At 56.9% G+C, this 14481-nt stretch carries 18 protein-coding genes; 10 read left to right on the forward strand and 8 right to left on the reverse strand.

Features of this window, described 5'->3' with window-relative positions; genetic code table 11:
* Nucleotides 1-25 precede the first annotated feature (25 nt).
* The gene (locus R2940_09280) at nt 26-337 is read left to right on the forward strand and encodes a hypothetical protein (protein MEZ4599970.1); all 312 of its coding nucleotides are present in this window, start codon (nt 26-28) and stop codon (nt 335-337) included.
* An 83-nt stretch (nt 338-420) separates the two neighbouring features.
* Entirely contained in the window at nt 421-606 is a 186-nt protein-coding gene (locus R2940_09285; GenBank protein ID MEZ4599971.1) for a MerR family transcriptional regulator, read from the forward strand.
* On the opposite strand, the gene R2940_09290 is transcribed toward R2940_09285, so the two are convergent.
* Nucleotides 607-1674: a 3-deoxy-7-phosphoheptulonate synthase gene (locus R2940_09290; protein MEZ4599972.1), complete on the reverse strand. Its 1068-nt coding sequence runs from the start codon at nt 1672-1674 to the stop codon at nt 607-609.
* 372 nt (nt 1675-2046) lie between these two features.
* On the opposite strand from R2940_09290, the gene R2940_09295 reads away from it, so the two are divergent.
* From R2940_09295 to R2940_09310, 4 genes are all read left to right on the forward strand, one after another.
* Nucleotides 2047-2334 carry a YggT family protein gene (locus R2940_09295; protein MEZ4599973.1) on the forward strand — a complete coding sequence of 96 codons (288 nt, stop codon included), beginning with the start codon at nt 2047-2049 and terminating at the stop codon, nt 2332-2334.
* Nucleotides 2335-2389: 55 nt separating this feature from the next.
* Entirely contained in the window at nt 2390-2917 is a 528-nt protein-coding gene (locus R2940_09300; GenBank protein MEZ4599974.1) for a DivIVA domain-containing protein, read from the forward strand.
* On the forward strand, nt 2904-3215 hold the full coding sequence (locus tag R2940_09305; protein MEZ4599975.1) for a DUF167 family protein: 312 nt from the start codon (nt 2904-2906) through the stop codon (nt 3213-3215). Before R2940_09300 ends, R2940_09305 begins: the two co-directional genes overlap by 14 nt.
* Nucleotides 3216-3386: 171 nt before the next feature.
* Nucleotides 3387-3659, forward strand: a complete 273-nt coding sequence (locus tag R2940_09310) for a hypothetical protein (protein ID MEZ4599976.1) — start codon at nt 3387-3389, stop codon at nt 3657-3659.
* Between the two features lie 50 nt (nt 3660-3709).
* Here R2940_09310 and R2940_09315 read toward each other — a convergent pair whose 3' ends face one another.
* From R2940_09315 to R2940_09330, 4 genes are read right to left on the reverse strand one after another with little or no spacing between them, the layout of a single operon-like run.
* Nucleotides 3710-4201: an LEA type 2 family protein gene (locus tag R2940_09315; GenBank protein MEZ4599977.1), complete on the reverse strand. Its 492-nt coding sequence runs from the start codon at nt 4199-4201 to the stop codon at nt 3710-3712.
* 22 nt (nt 4202-4223) lie between these two features.
* The gene (locus tag R2940_09320; GenBank protein ID MEZ4599978.1) at nt 4224-5375 is read right to left on the reverse strand and encodes a DUF362 domain-containing protein; all 1152 of its coding nucleotides are present in this window, start codon (nt 5373-5375) and stop codon (nt 4224-4226) included.
* Nucleotides 5372-5767: a secondary thiamine-phosphate synthase enzyme YjbQ gene (locus R2940_09325; protein ID MEZ4599979.1), complete on the reverse strand. Its 396-nt coding sequence runs from the start codon at nt 5765-5767 to the stop codon at nt 5372-5374. The genes R2940_09320 and R2940_09325 overlap by 4 nt, the downstream gene beginning before the upstream one ends.
* Nucleotides 5768-5774: 7 nt before the next feature.
* Entirely contained in the window at nt 5775-6593 is an 819-nt protein-coding gene (locus R2940_09330; protein ID MEZ4599980.1) for an alpha/beta fold hydrolase, read from the reverse strand.
* Nucleotides 6594-6694: 101 nt separating this feature from the next.
* Between R2940_09330 and xerC the strand changes: the two genes are divergently transcribed.
* From xerC to R2940_09350, 4 genes are all read left to right on the forward strand, one after another.
* Nucleotides 6695-7591: a tyrosine recombinase XerC gene (gene xerC / locus R2940_09335; GenBank protein ID MEZ4599981.1), complete on the forward strand. Its 897-nt coding sequence runs from the start codon at nt 6695-6697 to the stop codon at nt 7589-7591.
* Nucleotides 7592-7691: 100 nt separating this feature from the next.
* Nucleotides 7692-8219, forward strand: a complete 528-nt coding sequence (locus R2940_09340) for a peroxiredoxin (protein ID MEZ4599982.1) — start codon at nt 7692-7694, stop codon at nt 8217-8219.
* A gap of 216 nt (nt 8220-8435) precedes the next feature.
* Nucleotides 8436-9419 carry a transposase gene (locus R2940_09345; protein ID MEZ4599983.1) on the forward strand — a complete coding sequence of 328 codons (984 nt, stop codon included), beginning with the start codon at nt 8436-8438 and terminating at the stop codon, nt 9417-9419.
* 70 nt (nt 9420-9489) lie between these two features.
* Nucleotides 9490-10746 (forward strand): pentapeptide repeat-containing protein, encoded by a 1257-nt coding sequence (locus R2940_09350; GenBank protein MEZ4599984.1) that lies wholly within the window; start codon nt 9490-9492, stop codon nt 10744-10746.
* 243 nt (nt 10747-10989) lie between these two features.
* Here the strand turns inward: R2940_09350 and R2940_09355 are convergent, their stop codons facing one another.
* The 3 genes from R2940_09355 to rpoH all read right to left on the reverse strand — a co-directional run bounded on the left by R2940_09355 (nt 10990) and on the right by rpoH (nt 14434).
* Nucleotides 10990-12549: an acetyl-CoA hydrolase/transferase C-terminal domain-containing protein gene (locus R2940_09355; GenBank protein MEZ4599985.1), complete on the reverse strand. Its 1560-nt coding sequence runs from the start codon at nt 12547-12549 to the stop codon at nt 10990-10992.
* Between the two features lie 60 nt (nt 12550-12609).
* Nucleotides 12610-13347 (reverse strand): outer membrane protein assembly factor BamD, encoded by a 738-nt coding sequence (locus R2940_09360; GenBank protein ID MEZ4599986.1) that lies wholly within the window; start codon nt 13345-13347, stop codon nt 12610-12612.
* 238 nt (nt 13348-13585) lie between these two features.
* The gene (gene rpoH / locus R2940_09365; protein MEZ4599987.1) at nt 13586-14434 is read right to left on the reverse strand and encodes an RNA polymerase sigma factor RpoH; all 849 of its coding nucleotides are present in this window, start codon (nt 14432-14434) and stop codon (nt 13586-13588) included.
* Between the last annotated feature and the right edge of the window lie 47 nt (nt 14435-14481).

Consider the following 14481-nt stretch of genomic DNA (forward strand, 5'->3'; position numbering starts at 1 on the left):
GGAATTTTTTTAAAGGGAAATTTCGATGAATATATCCGAACGCTACAGGGAGCTGGTCCGGGACGCGCGCACGCTTCGTCAGGTCTTTAACGGAAGTGACGATGCCCAGGAGCTGAAACTTATCGGTAAGGCGACTGCTGAATTGACCGAATTGGAGGAGCAGGTGGGTGATATCCCCCGCATTCAACTGGAGAGCAAGCTGACCCCTGTCCTGCTGAAGGCGCACAGCCTGCTCGACCGTTCCCGGCTGCTGCTGCAGGAAAAGGGGGCCGAGGACCGCGCCGCCGAGGTCTGGGAACTGGAACAGAAGGTCTACCGGCTTCTCAATGCCTTGTAAAACAAGGACCGGTTTGCATTTCCTTACCTGTCTGTCCTAGAGTAAGAACAGGTTGTGCGTGCGAAGGGAAAAGGAGGTTCCTTATGTCCCTTGGAAAAACCTGGTTCACTCCGGAAGAAGCTGAATCAAAGGTCGGGATCGGCCGGGACCTGATTTTGAAGTGGGTCGAAGACGGCCTGGTACGGTGCGAACGGGAAGAAGGACATGTTGTCAGGGTCAACATCGATGACGTGAATCTCAAAGTCGAGGCCTTGACCAAAAAAGACTGATTACCCTGCGGCCTGTTTCCGGCTTTCGGAAAGTTCCCTGTGGGCATAGCGCAGCAAACGCTCGGTCGTTGCCCAGTCGATGCATTTGTCGGTGATGGAAATACCGTATCGAAGATCGCGCGGATTCGGGCAGAGAGGCTGGCTGCCGGCTTCCAGGTGGCTCTCCAGCATGACCGAAAAAATGGAGCGGTTGCCGATCACGATTTGGGAAACGACATTGAGAAGAACTTCTTCCTGCCGGTTGTGGTCCTTGTTTGAATTGGCATGGCTGCAGTCGACCATGATGGCCGGATCAAGGCCGGACTTGGCCAATAATTCTTCGACTTTGTCGATATCGTGAGGCATATAGTTCGGCTTGTCGCCGCCTCCCCGCAGCACGATGTGGACATCCGGGTTCCCGGTGGTTTCGACAATGGCGGTGCGTCCATCCCGGTCGATGCCGAGAAAATTGTGGGGATGTCTGGCAGCGCCCATGGCGTCGATGGCGATCTGGAGGTTGCCATCCGTGCCGTTTTTGAAGCCGACCGGAAAGGACAGCCCGCTGGCCATTTCGCGATGGGGCTGGGATTCCGTGGTGCGGGCGCCGATGGCGCCCCAGCTGACCAGGTCTGAGAGGTACTGTATGGTTATGGGGTCGAGCATCTCCCCGGCGATCGGCAGCCTGCGGGCGGTTATCTCGCACAGCAGGTTGCGGGCCACGCCAAGACCTTTCGATATCTGATGGGTTCCGTTCAGGTCCGGATCGTTGATGAGACCTTTCCAGCCGATGGTTGTCCGGGGCTTTTCGAAATAAACCCGCATCACCAGCAAAAGCTGATCTTCCAGTTCCTGGCTCAGGGCCGCCAGACGGTCGGCATATTCGAGGGCGGATCTGGGATCGTGGATCGAACAGGGCCCAACCACGACCATGAGCCTCCGGTTGCGCCGGTGGAGAATATCCTTGATCTGCTGCCGGGCCTGGATGACGAATTCCGCCGCCCGCTCTGAAAGAGGGAAAACCTGCTTCAGGTCAGTGGGGGCGATAATGGGGGTGAGGGATCGGACATTCAGATTGGTGGTGCGTTTCATTTCTGGACCTCTTCGGATCTTCGGAGATGGCGACTGCATGGCCGCTACATGCAAATAACGCGCTACTCTAGCGTTTTTGGAAGGGAAAGTCAAAGAGACTATTGCCGAAAAAGGGGAAAGAAATTGACAGATCCCCGTTTGCTTGGGTATAAACTGATGCCAGGATCCCGGTCTTGATGGTGGGTTGGGCCAAAGCAGGGCGGACACGCAGGTCCGCCTCTACATCATCCTGGCCCGCAGGGTCGGATCCGCAGGTTCATCCTAGGGGCAGACCCCGCGTCTACCCGATAACCCGTTTTACACGTAGGGGCAGACCTGCGTGTCTGCCCGACAACAGGCTCAATGTATCTATAATTGAAAGGATGAGGGACATTGCCTATTCTGACAGACCTGCTTGTAGTCTTTGCCCAAATGGTGCAAATGATCATCGGCGTTTACATATTCATCGTCATTGCCCGTGCCCTGATTTCCTGGGTCGGTCCCGATCCCTACAATCCCATTGTCCGTTTTCTCTACAGTGCCACCGAGCCGGTGTTGAACCGCTTGCGCAGGCTTCTTCCGATGCAGTTTGGCGGAATCGATTTCTCTCCTCTGGCTTTGCTGTTCATCCTCTATTTCATTCAGCGTCTGGTCAGCCGCTTACTGTGGAGGCTTGGTTGATGGAAGCATTTGTCTTTTCCATAATCGAAAGAATTAAGCTAAGAGGAACCCGATTATGACCATTACGCCTATCGATATTCAGCAGCACCGCTTCAAGAGCAGCGCTTTCGGATATGAAAAAGCGGGAGTCGATCACTTTCTGGAACAGGTGGCCGAAGAGCTGGAGCACTACCACCGGCAGGTGCAGGAACTGAAGGAGGAGTTGGCCCGCACCAGGGCTTCCCTCGAGGAGATGCGGCAAAGGGAGGAAATGCTCAAGGAAACCCTGCTGACCGCCCAGAAAATGACGGACGATATCAAGGCCAACGCTCTCAAGGAAGCGGAAATCATGGTTGCCGAGGCGGCATTGCAGGGCGAGAGGATCATTCAGGATGCTGAGAAGAGGCGCGCAGAGCTGCTGCAGGACCTGCAGGAGCTTCAGCGGCAGAAAATATCCTTCGAATCTTCCCTCAAGGGTTTGATCGAGGGTCATCTTCGCATGCTCGAACTCGAGCCCCCTCGCGACAACCTCGCTGGAAGCAAATTTTTTCTCAGCGGTCCCTCTCTGGAGCGGGACGATTCCGGTGAAAATGAATCACCGTGAAATGCCATCGTGGCTCGAAAAGGTTGAAGATGGAGTCTTGATCAAGGTTTTTGTTCAGCCAAGGGCCTCCAGAAACGAAATGGTCGGGCTGCAGGGCGAGGAATTGAAAATTCGCCTGACCTCCCCGCCCGTGGAAGGGGCCGCCAATCGACTCTGCCGGGAGTTTATTGCCAAGCTTCTCGGTGTCGCCAAGGGCCGAGTCACTCTTGTGGCGGGAGAAAAGTCACGACACAAGCGTCTGCTGGTCGAAGGGATCGGTCCCGACGAAGTCCTGCCTCGCCTTGAAACCCCGCACTGACTCTGATGAGTTCCCTTCCAAAAAAAATCTCCATCTCGCTGGTTTCGAAAACCAGGCAGTTCAGCTATTTATGCGGCTATGACGGTTTCTGGTCAGGGATCGGATTTACAGGAGGCCCTTTTGGGGTAATATAGTCCTAAAGTAAGGGCGTTCGAGCCGATGGAGGGAATTATGGGTGAGAAGATTCTCGATATCGACCAGATGACAAAGTATGCCAAGGAGCTCCGGGAATTAAGGGATCAGAATAGTGATCTCGAAAAACTGAACAGGGATCTGCAGCAGCGCCTGAACGATCTGCACGGGGAATACTTGGAACTCCGCTACAAATTGAAAAACACCGTTTCCCAGGAAGAGGTTCTGGTTCTGCGCAAGAAGATTCTCGAATTGCAGAACGAACTGCAGCTGAAGTGTTCGACTCCCGAAGGAAAGCCTCCTGCAGGCTAGATCCTGGGTGTCTGCCAGCCTGAAAAACAGTCTTTCGTACTGTCCGGTCCTTAAGGGGTAAGCCTTGACCATGCCTGCAGGGGAATGACCCCCTCTTCCTCAAAGGGGATGGTGCGCGATATGACACCGAATCCCCCGACCGTAATTTCCCCCTCTATTGTGAACGGGATATTCTCTCTTCCCTGAATCTGCTGCCCTGTGCGAAGCAGGTTGAGGTAGCTGCTGGACAGGCGAACGGCCAACCGACCTGTTTCATGGGGCTCGATCCTGACCGATTCTGCAGATTGCCCATGGGCAATACGGATGTCCATCAGGGAGAGGGCATATCGGACTCTTTTGATGGTAATGGCCGAATCGTTGGGATTGTAAAGGCTGAGATCAGCGGACAGAATGGCATGGCTGAGGGTCAGATTTTCCAACTGCAGGCCGAACAGGCTGACTTCGGGAGGAACCGGGCGGAGTGTGGCGCAGCCGGCCAACACCATGAAAAGAACGGCGGTTATGGCCATTCGGCAAGTTCTTGAGGCGTGAGCTGAGATCATGACGGACTCCTTATTGGAGAATTCATCCGGTTGGTTTCCCCCGGCTTAAATAACGGCTCATCCGCAGCAGGAAGCCCTGCCGGGTCAGCAAAGCTCCATGGGGGCAGAGTTCCTGGCAGCAGAAGCAGCCGATGCATCGATTATAATCGATGGTCAACCGGCCGTTTTCCAAACGCATGGTTTGCGGGGGGCAGTGAGCGACGCACACCCCGCATTTCAGGCAGCGACCCTTGTCGACCATTGGCAAAGCGCTCAGCGACCGTTTGAGTGTTTTTTGCAGAAAAGGCGGCAGGCTGAAATCTATTTCGGTACTTTTGGCCGGGCGAAAGTTGCTGCAGGCCAGCTTTGTGATCGGCTCCCCCCGCAGATTGATCTCCTCCAAACGGCTGCCCGGGCGGCCCGTTGCGGCCGCGATACGCTGGGTCCAGACCCGTTCCTGGGGGAGGCCGACCAGGGCCGCGGCCGCCGTATCCAAGGCCAGGGGGCTGCGGCTGGCCAGCAGGGCGCCGATCCTGACCGGATCGCCGCCGCCCGGACCGTTCCCTTCCATGCCGATGACGGCATCGGCAATGGTCAGGGCCGGAGCGATATGTTCCGCAAGTTCCAGCAGCATCAGACTGAAAAAGGCCTTGTCCTTCCCGGCCTGAAGATGCAGCCGGGGTTTACGCAGGCCGACGATGGCGCCGAACAGGTTTTTGACCCCACAGGTCATGCCGATCATCTGATGCGTTTTCAGCTTAGGCAGATTGATGACGACATCGGCCTCGATGATGTCTCGGGCGATTTCCAGTTGACGAAAGGCCAATCCTTCAATCCGTACCGGCACCGACTCCTCGAAAGAAGCGAACTTCGCTCCGGTCTCTTCCACGACCTGCAGGATGCCGCTGCTGGCCGCAACCGCCCGGGGCGAACCAAAACCCGGAGAATCACCCACGGAGACGATACCACCTGCATCCTGCACCATCCGAATGACCGCCCGAACAATTTCGGGATGGGTGGTAACGGCCTTTTCCGGTGCCTTTCCCGCCAAAAGATTCGGCTTCAGAAGGACTTTCTGGCCTGGTCGAACAAAGGTCTGGATTCCCCCTTCATGCTGCAGAAGCAGCTTCAGCGCCTCAGCGACCCGATGTCTGCTGTAATCCTGGCAGGCGGCCAGTGATACCAAGGGTTTCAAGAGCCGACGACCTGGATGTGGAGCTTGCGCTGCCGGGGACCGTCGAACTCACAGAAGAAAAGCGCCTGCCAGGTACCCAGGACCGGTTTCCCTCCCTCGATGATCACCCATTGCTGCGGTCCCACCAGGGTGCTTTTGATATGAGCGGCGCTGTTGCCTTCGCCGTGGCGATAATTATCCTGGAAAGGGACTATTTTGTTCAATTCCGCAAGCAGATCGCGCACCACGTCAGGGTCGGCGTTTTCGTTGATGGTTATTCCGGCAGTGGTATGGGGAACATGCAGCAGCGCCAGGCCCGAAGAAATTCCGCTTTCGGCGATCGCCTCGCGAATACGCGAGGTGATGTCGATCATTTCGACCTGATGATGAGTGGTTATGGCGAGGGTTTTCATGACGGCATCACTCCTCAAGAAGTCCGGCCAGAATGCCGGGGATGTCCGGTCTGAACAGCAGGGCAGTATGGCCCGTGCCGAACAACTCGATATTGCGGGCGCCCTCGAGGCGGGCGTTTTCACAAGGGACCACCATGTTGTCGTGGCGGCTGAAAAGGCAGTAAATACGGGTCGACTCCGGCAAGGGAGCCTCCGCAAGTCGCTGCAAAAAAGGGGATCCCGGCATCAGCAGGCCGCCCAGGGAGGTCACGGTGAAAGGAGCCAGTTTCGATCCCCGATGGGGCGTCGCCAACATGATGCAGCGATCGACCTTGCCGGCGCCGCCGCGAAGCTGCAGGAAGTTCCTGGCGATGATTCCGCCCATGGAGTGGCAAATGAGATGGACCTTGTCGAGGCCTGTTGAAAAACGATATTCATCGACCTTTTTGGCCAGTTCCTCGGTCAGTGTCTCCACATCCTTCCATGGCGGAAGTTTCAGGGCGTGAAGAGTAGTGAATCCCCGGCGGCGTAGCGCCAGCTTTAAGCAGATCCAGGACGAGCGGCTGTGAAAAAGCCCGTGCAGCAGGATAATCGGCCGGGGGAAGGCTGCAGGGGGCTTTTCTTTCCAGTTGAACCAGCCAAGGGGCTGCAGTAGGATGGCCAGGAGCAGGCAGGCGGTCTCCGTAGCGATCAGCCGGACAGCGAAAACCAGATTCCTCCAGCTGAAACGGTTCTCCATCAAAGAGGGGTTCCGGTTGGCGTATTCGTACCAGAAGATCGCATAGCTGATAGTCACTACACCCGCAACGGAGACGATAACAGCCAGAATGCCGAAAAGAGCCGTCAAGTGTCCACCCTCCTCATGATGGCCAATTATTGCATGCACTAGGGGGAGCGTCAATGACGACGGGATTAAAAGACCCCGGGACGATGGGAAAGGAACAGATCTTGGACGATCATCTGGCACAGTTCGACCGGCACCTCTCCCTGGAACGCAATCTTTCCGCTCATACACGCCGAGCCTATAAACAGGATCTGGAGGAATTCCGCCGGTTCCTGACCGAGGAGGCTTCCATCGACAATACCAGGGCGGCCATCCTGCAGGTCGACCAGCTCCTGCTGCGCCGCTATCTCGCTCAACTGCACAAAAAGAACCGCCGCACCACCATCGCCCGCAAACTCTCCGCTCTGCGAACATTCTTCGATTACCTGGTCCGGGAAGGGATCCTTGAGGTCAACCCCGGGGATCTGGTTGCGACTCCCCGGCAGGAGAAGTATCTGCCGAAAGTCCTGACCGTGGACGAGGCTTTCGCCCTGATGGAGCGCGGGCCGTCTGCGGGTCTGCTGGCCTGCCGGGACAGGGCGATCGTGGAGATGCTCTATTCCTGCGGACTGCGCATCGGTGAACTGGCCGGGTTGGATGTCGGTCATGTGGACTGGGGGGAGGGGCTGGTCCGGGTGCGCGGCAAAGGCGGCAAGGAGCGCCTGGTTCCCATCGGCCGCAAGGCACGGGAAGCCCTGCACCACTACCTGGAACTGCGGGGGATGCCGGAGGAGCGGGAACCTCTTTTCCTCAATTTCCGGGGCGGGCGGCTTTCCGCCCGCAGCATGGAGCGCCATTTCAAGCGCCAGCTGCTGCAGGCCGGCATCCTGAAGGAAGCGACGCCCCATGCCCTGCGTCACTCCTTCGCGACCCATCTTCTGGACGGTGGCGCCGATCTGCGGGCGATTCAGGAACTTCTCGGGCATGCCTCCCTGTCCACCACCCAGAAATATACCCAGGTCAGCATCGACCGTCTGATGGAGGTTTACGACAAGGCCCATCCGCGAGGCAAGAAAAAATGACCAAAATTATCCTCTTTCTCTTGACAGGGGTCTTTCGGCCGCTAGAATTTTTTCACGAAACCGCAAAGTACTGAAAACTTTCAAAAGGAGGAGATAAAAAATGGCAACTCTGCAGGTGGGCAAGGCGGCTCCGGATTTCACCCTCGAGGGGGTGTCGGGCAAGGAATTTCTCGAAGTTTCACTGTCCCAGTATCGCGGCAAGTGGGTGGTCCTGTTCTTCTACCCCCTCGACTTCACCTTTGTCTGCCCGACTGAAATTATCGGCTTCAACGAAAATTACGAGAAATTCACCAAATTCAACGCGGAAATTCTCGGCGCCAGTGTCGATTCCAAGTTTTCCCATCTGGCCTGGATCAGTCAGGAACTGGGTGATCTGCGTTTTCCTCTTCTGTCTGATATCACCAAGGAAGTGGCCCGCAACTACGGCATCCTGATCGAGGAGCAGGGGATCAGCCTGAGGGGGCTTTATATCATAGATCCCCAGGGGGTGTTGCGCTACGAACTGGTTCACGACCTCAACGTCGGACGCAGCGTGGACGAGACCCTGCGGGTCCTGGAAGCCCTGCAGACAGGGGAGCTCTGCCCTCTGAACTGGCGGCAGGGGGTGCAGACGCTGGGCAAGGGGTAGACGGGGTTGTGACAGTAATGACAGAAAAGGCGGCTGAAAGGCCGCCTTTTCTGTCATTGTCATCCCTTCCATCGATCAAAAAAATCGAAGGAAAGCTGCCGATGGTGTTTGATCGCCAGAAGATAAAGGCACTCGGCGAGGGGCTTTCCAGGGACGTTGTTGCTTTAGTGTATTAGAGGTGTTGCATTAATTCGTGCTTGCTGATATGGTCACTCCATGCCAAGACAACCCCGCCTCGACATCCCCGGCCTGCTCCAGCATGTCATTGTTCGCGGAATTGAGCGCACGGCGATCTTTCTCGATGACAATGACCGCCTGCGTTTTGTCGAGCGCCTCGACCAGTTGTTGGTCAAAACAGAGACCGACTGCTTTGCCTGGGCGCTGATTCCGAACCACTTTCATTTGCTATTACGCTGCAACCGGGTAGAGCTATCCCGCTTCATGCGTCGTCTGCTGACCGGCCATGCCGTGTATTTTAATCTCCGCCATAACCGCTCCGGGCACTTGTTTCAGAACCGCTACAAGTCCATGATCTGCGAGGAAGATTCCTATTTCCTGGAATTGATCCGCTATATACATCTCAACCCGTTGCGTGCCGGGCTTGTTTCCACTCTCGAAGAATTATCCCGGTACCCATGGTGCGGCCATTCGGTCATTCTGGGACACCAAATTTTGTCCGGTCAATCAGTGGATGCTGTTTTGGCGAGCTTTGGCCGGCGGAAAGCTCGCCAACGATACCAACAGTTCATTGCCGATGGTCTGGCGATGGGAGAGCCGCCCCATCTGGTCGGAAAAAGTCAGAAACCGAGTGGAATTCGCAGTAAATTGGAGAGGGATTCAATCAGACCAGATAAGCGAATTCTCGGAAGCGGCGAATTGGTTCAATCGCTCCGGGAGCACGAGATTTTCAGGGAGAGCCCGCAAGATCGCAAATCGTTGCCCGAATTGCAAAAAGACATCGCGGATTATTTCGATCTGGAACCCGTGAGTCTCATTCAACGCGGACGCCAGAGTGATCAATCTTCGGCCCGAGCATTATTTTGCTTTCTGTCAGTTGTCAAACTTCGGTATCCGGGGGTGAAGGCCGGGGAGGTGTTGGGAATCGGCGCGTCCTCAGTAAGTCGGGCTATCCAGCGAGGGGAGGAGTTGTTTCGATCTCGGGAAGATCTGCAAGTGTGGTGGGATGGGCTAATGCACTAAAGCAAGAACGTCCCTCGGGAGGCTCGTCGTCGCGCAGGACGGAGATAAAAATTTGAAATCGGAGGGTTTTATGAAACGTCAGCATCTGATCTTGTTGAATTTAATCGCTTTCTTGGGCTTTTCTTGCGCGGCCTGGGCCGCCGGAGACCAGCCGATAGTCCCGGCCTGGAAGGCCGTACCGAACAAGATCGTCAATCAGGCCGGGCTCAAGCCCGAGAAAAAACTGCCGGCCAACCCCGGAACTCTGGCGGATTGTTTCAGCGAGGACGACTTGACTCGAGCCAGGGGGCGTGACAAAACCATGGCCGGGGCCAGGCTCTGCGGGGCCGACCTGCAGGGCGCCGTCCTGCAAGATGTCGATTTCAGCGGCGCCAGTCTGGCCGGCGCCAATCTCAGTGGTGCCAACCTGAGAGGAGCCAACCTCAGCGGCGCCAATCTCATCGGCGTTAACCTTACGCAGGCCGACCTTGAAAACGCCAACCTGAGCGGTGCCAGGCTTGTCAACGCGGAGCTCGTCGGGGCGAGGCTGGTCAATATCAACGGCGAGAAGGCCGATCTCAGCCGCGCCAAAATGGTGGAGGCCGATCTCACCGGGGCCAGCTTCAAGCAGGCCACTCTGGTGCGCGTCGACCTGACCCGCGCCAACCTGTTTCGGGCCGGCTTCTATCAGACCAACATGGAGCGGGCCGTGCTCACCCATGCCAGCATGGTGGATGCGGAAGACCACGGGTCCATCAACATGCTCGAGACCAACCTGACCTATGCCAATCTGGATCATGTCAACATGGGCTCGCACGGGAACTATGCCAGTCTTTCCAAGGCCAATCTCACCGAGGCCTCCTGCCGCAACGCACGCATGGGCTGGGTTCGCCTGAACGAGGCGACCTGTTTCAGGACCGATTTCAGCGGGGCCATGCTGAAGCGGGCCTACCTGAACCGAACCAACGCGCAGCGCGCCGTGTTTAACCAGGCTGATGTCAGCGGCCTCCAGGGCGAGGGCGCCGACTTGAGCTTCGCCCATTTTAAGAACGCCAACCTTTCCGGCGCCGAGCTGAAAGCAGCCAACCTCGGCAGCGCCGATCTTCGCGACGCGAATCTAGCGCAGGCCAAGGCCAATGATGCCAGCTTCAAGGCCGCCATGCTGCAGAACGCTGACTGCACCAAAGCCAAGTTTGCCCGCGCCGATTTCGAGGGCGCCAATATCACCGGGGCGAATTTTGAAGATGCCAACGTCTTTCATGCCCGTTTCGATACCATATGGAAGAACTACCTGAAGGACCAGGACCTCTATGCCAGCCAGTACAAGGATATTGAATGGATCGAATAGCCGGCAATGGGCGCGATTGCTGAGTGATGAAGGCAAGGATGGCCCGGGGGCGGCTTCCCTGGAGGAGGTCTGGTGGCCGGAGAAGTCAGGTCCCAAGTCGGGAACCACTTTCGAGCATTCCTTCCTGGCGCTCAGCACAAATTTTTCCTCCCTATAAATCAAAAAACCGCCTGGGCCTTCTTGGCCACAAACGGTTTTTTCGTCCCTTTCGTTTGTGCTTCATGACTTGCAAACTGGCCGACATCAATCCCAGCTGTCCAGCTTCATGGTGCCGCGCTCGGCCAGGTTTTGCTGCATGCGGAATACTTTTTCCAGGATGTGAGGTTCGTGACCGCAGGCGTTGGCCAGGCAATAGGCGCTGGCACGGTCGAAATAATCCTGCAGGATCGGCCGGTAGTCGGGATGGACGCAGCGGTCGATGATGACCTGGGCCCGGTCGCGGGGGCAGAGCCCGCGCAGGTCGGCGAGGCCCTGTTCGGTGACCAGCACGTCGAGGTCGTGCTCCGTATGGTCGACATGGGGCACCATGGGCACCACGCAGCTGATGCCGGTGGGATCGGTTTTAGTGGGGCGCACCGAGGGGGTGTGCATGATCGACAGGAAGGCGTTGCGCAGGAAGTCGCCCGAACCGCCGATGCCGTTGATCATCCTTGTGCCTCCGACCAGGGTCGAATTGGCGTGGGCGTAGATGTCGAACTCGACGGGAGTATTCATGGCGATGACGCCGAGGCGGCGGATGATCTCGGGATTGTTGGCCAATTGCTGGGGTCGCAGTACGATGCGGCTGGTGTAGCCGTCCCAGTTGTCGTAGAGACGCTGAAAGCCCTTTGCCGACAGGGACAGGGAGGTGGCGCTGGCGAACTCGAGCTTGCCTGAATCGAAAAAGTCGAGCATGGTGTCCTGCAACACCTCGGTGTACACGGTCAGGTTGGTGAACGGGCCCTTGACCAGACCGCCGACCACGGCATTGGCGATATTGCCGACGCCGGACTGCAGGGGCAGGAGGTTGGCGGGCAGCCGCCCGGCTCTGACCTCGAACTGGAAGAAGTCGAGGATGTGGCTGGCGATGTTTTCGGAAACAGCGTCGGTGGCGCCGAGGGGGCGCCCGTTGTCTGACTCCGTCGATTCCACGATGGCCACGATCTTGTCCGGGTTGCAGGGCACATAGATCGTCCCGATGCGGTCCTGTACCCTGCTGATCAGGTAAGGCTTGCGGTTGGGTGGAGGATCGGGCAGGACGATATCGTGCAGGCCCTCGTGGGACGGAATGGCGGTATTAAGCTCGATGATCAGGTGTTCGGCGGTCTGAATGACTTCGGCCGCGATGCCCACCGATCCGGCGAGGATGATATGGCCTTCCTCGGTGATGGCGCTCGCCTCGACGATGCCGATATCCAGTTTCCCGCCGAGATCCTTGGTATAGAAGCCGTAGACAAGGTCCTGGGCAAACATGCTCAGGTGTTTGTCGTGCATCCGGATCCGGCCACTGTTGATCCCTTTCTGGATGTTCTTGCCGCTCTGATAGGGCCAACGCCGGGCGATCATGTCAAGAGAGGCCCAGCGGTCTTCGGTCTCGGTGCCGACTGAAGCACCGATCAGGAGATTGAACCGCAGTTTCCCCTGCAGATTGTTGGATTCAACATGATCGGCAAGGGCCTTGGGGATGGCCTTTGGATAACCGACGGGGGTGAATCCCGACCAGCCCAGGTTCATGCCGTCCCTGAACAGGGGGATGATCTCCTGCACGGTCCTGATCTTGTCGTGCAGATCCCGGCAGCGGATTCGATTTTTCAGCTCTGACATCGGTGTCTCCTCAAATGGACCGCCGGGTCCGGCTTTTCCCTCTGTTCTGCTGGGATCGGGTTACAGCTCCTGCAGAATCTCCTGTGTATCTTCGGCCAGTTCGCTTTGAGGAAAGTCGCGCAACAGTGCTTCGAACTGAAGGACGGCCAGGGGCGGATGCCCGCCGGCCAGATAGGCTTTTCCAAGGTAGAAGCGAACCTTGTCCATTTCCGAAAACTGCGGGTAGTCCTCGAGGATCTGTCGCAGACGGCCGATAGCCGCCCGATTTTCCTTGGTTTTCCAGTAGAACCGTCCGACGTAGAGTTCATGTCCGGCCAACTGGTCTTGACAGAACTGAATGAAGGACGGGGTTTTCTCTGCGAGGGGATGATCGGGAAACAGATTCGCCAGGCTTTCGAAGGCGACCATGGCATTTCGGGTGGCCGTCTGATCCCGGTCGATGGCCAGAATCTGGTTGTAGTGTGACAGGCCGAGTTGGTACATGATCCGGGGGGCTTCAGGATGACCCGGATGCTGCTTCAGAAAATCCTCGTAGGCGGTGGCGGCTTCAACATAATTTTCCGCCTCGAAATGGGCGTCGGCGATCTTCAGCTCAGCCCGCATATTCAAGTCGGCCGTCTCGTAAATTTCCCTGGCCTTTTCCAGAACTTCGATGGCTTCCGTATAGCGCCCCTCCGAATAGAGTGTTTCCCCCTCCTGATAATAGGCCTGAGCGGTTTTTGGGGCAGCCTGGTTCGAGGACATGCACCCCGGGAGAAGCAGCAGGGTCGGCACAAGACACAGCAGGACCTGTTTCATTGTAGTGATACCTCGATCTGCGGGTTGGATTATCGATTGAAGGCCGGCTTGTTTCGTCTGAACGCCGATTTCCAGAAGTGAACAAATTAAGGGATTCGGCGGAATTTGTCAATCGCCTGGCAATTCTCTGAAAACAGCCGGTGAACCAGGGGGATCGCAGGCCGATCTTGTTGATCGCAGGGCGGGAACCGCTTTCGGCTGGCAAACAAAAAAAGTCCCTGGGTAGGGACTTTTCAGGTCAGGTGCTTTCGGCAAGCAGCAATGCTTCCTTGACTTTATTGAGAGCCTGCTTTTCGATCTGGCGTATCCGCTCCCGGCTGACACCATAATCGTCCGCGAGTTCCTGAAGGGTTTTCGGGGTTTCGCAAAGAATTCGGTCCCGAATGATATGCCGTTCCCGGTCATTGAGACGGCCCATTGCGTTCTCGACCCTGTGGGAGAGCAGCCTGGTTTCCTCGTGTTCGAGGAGCAGCTGCTCCTGATTGTCGCGATCGTCGGCAAGGGAGTCGAGCAGGGTATGGTTATCGTTTTCGGTCAGATCGAGATCCAGGGAGGTATCCCTTCCAGCCATGCGCAAGGCCATTTCCTCGACTTCGTCATCCCGCACCGCCAGTTCATTGGCGATAGCATGAGCCGCTTCCCCTCCCGTCAGGCGGGAAATGGCGCGGGTTGTCTGCTTGAGTTTGAAGAACAGCTTTTTCTGCGCCTGGGTGGTGCCGATCTTCACCAGCGACCAGTTTTTCATGACGAAATTGTTGATGTAGGCGCGAATCCACCAGACAGCGTAGGTAATGAACTTGAGTCCCCGTTCCGGATCGAATTTCTTCAAAGCCATCATCAGCCCGATATTCCCCTCCTGGATCAGATCCAGAATTTTTAGACCGTACCCCCGGTACTCGTGCGCGATCTTAACCACGAAGCGCAGGTTGGAACAGATGAGCCGATGCGCGGCTTTCAGATCGCCTTGCTGTCGATAGGCGGTGGCCAGTTGGTACTCCTCTTCCCGGGACAAGAGGTCGAACTGCTTGATCTGGGTGATATAAAGATCCAGTGCGTCCGGAACCAGTGGCAGGAAAGCGGTACTCATGTCGGCAGCTCCTGAATAGCCTGTTAATTTAGAGGTTTGGCACTCTG

This window comes from Syntrophotaleaceae bacterium, assembly GCA_041390365.1.
Taxonomy (GTDB): domain Bacteria; phylum Desulfobacterota; class Desulfuromonadia; order Desulfuromonadales; family Syntrophotaleaceae; genus JAWKQB01.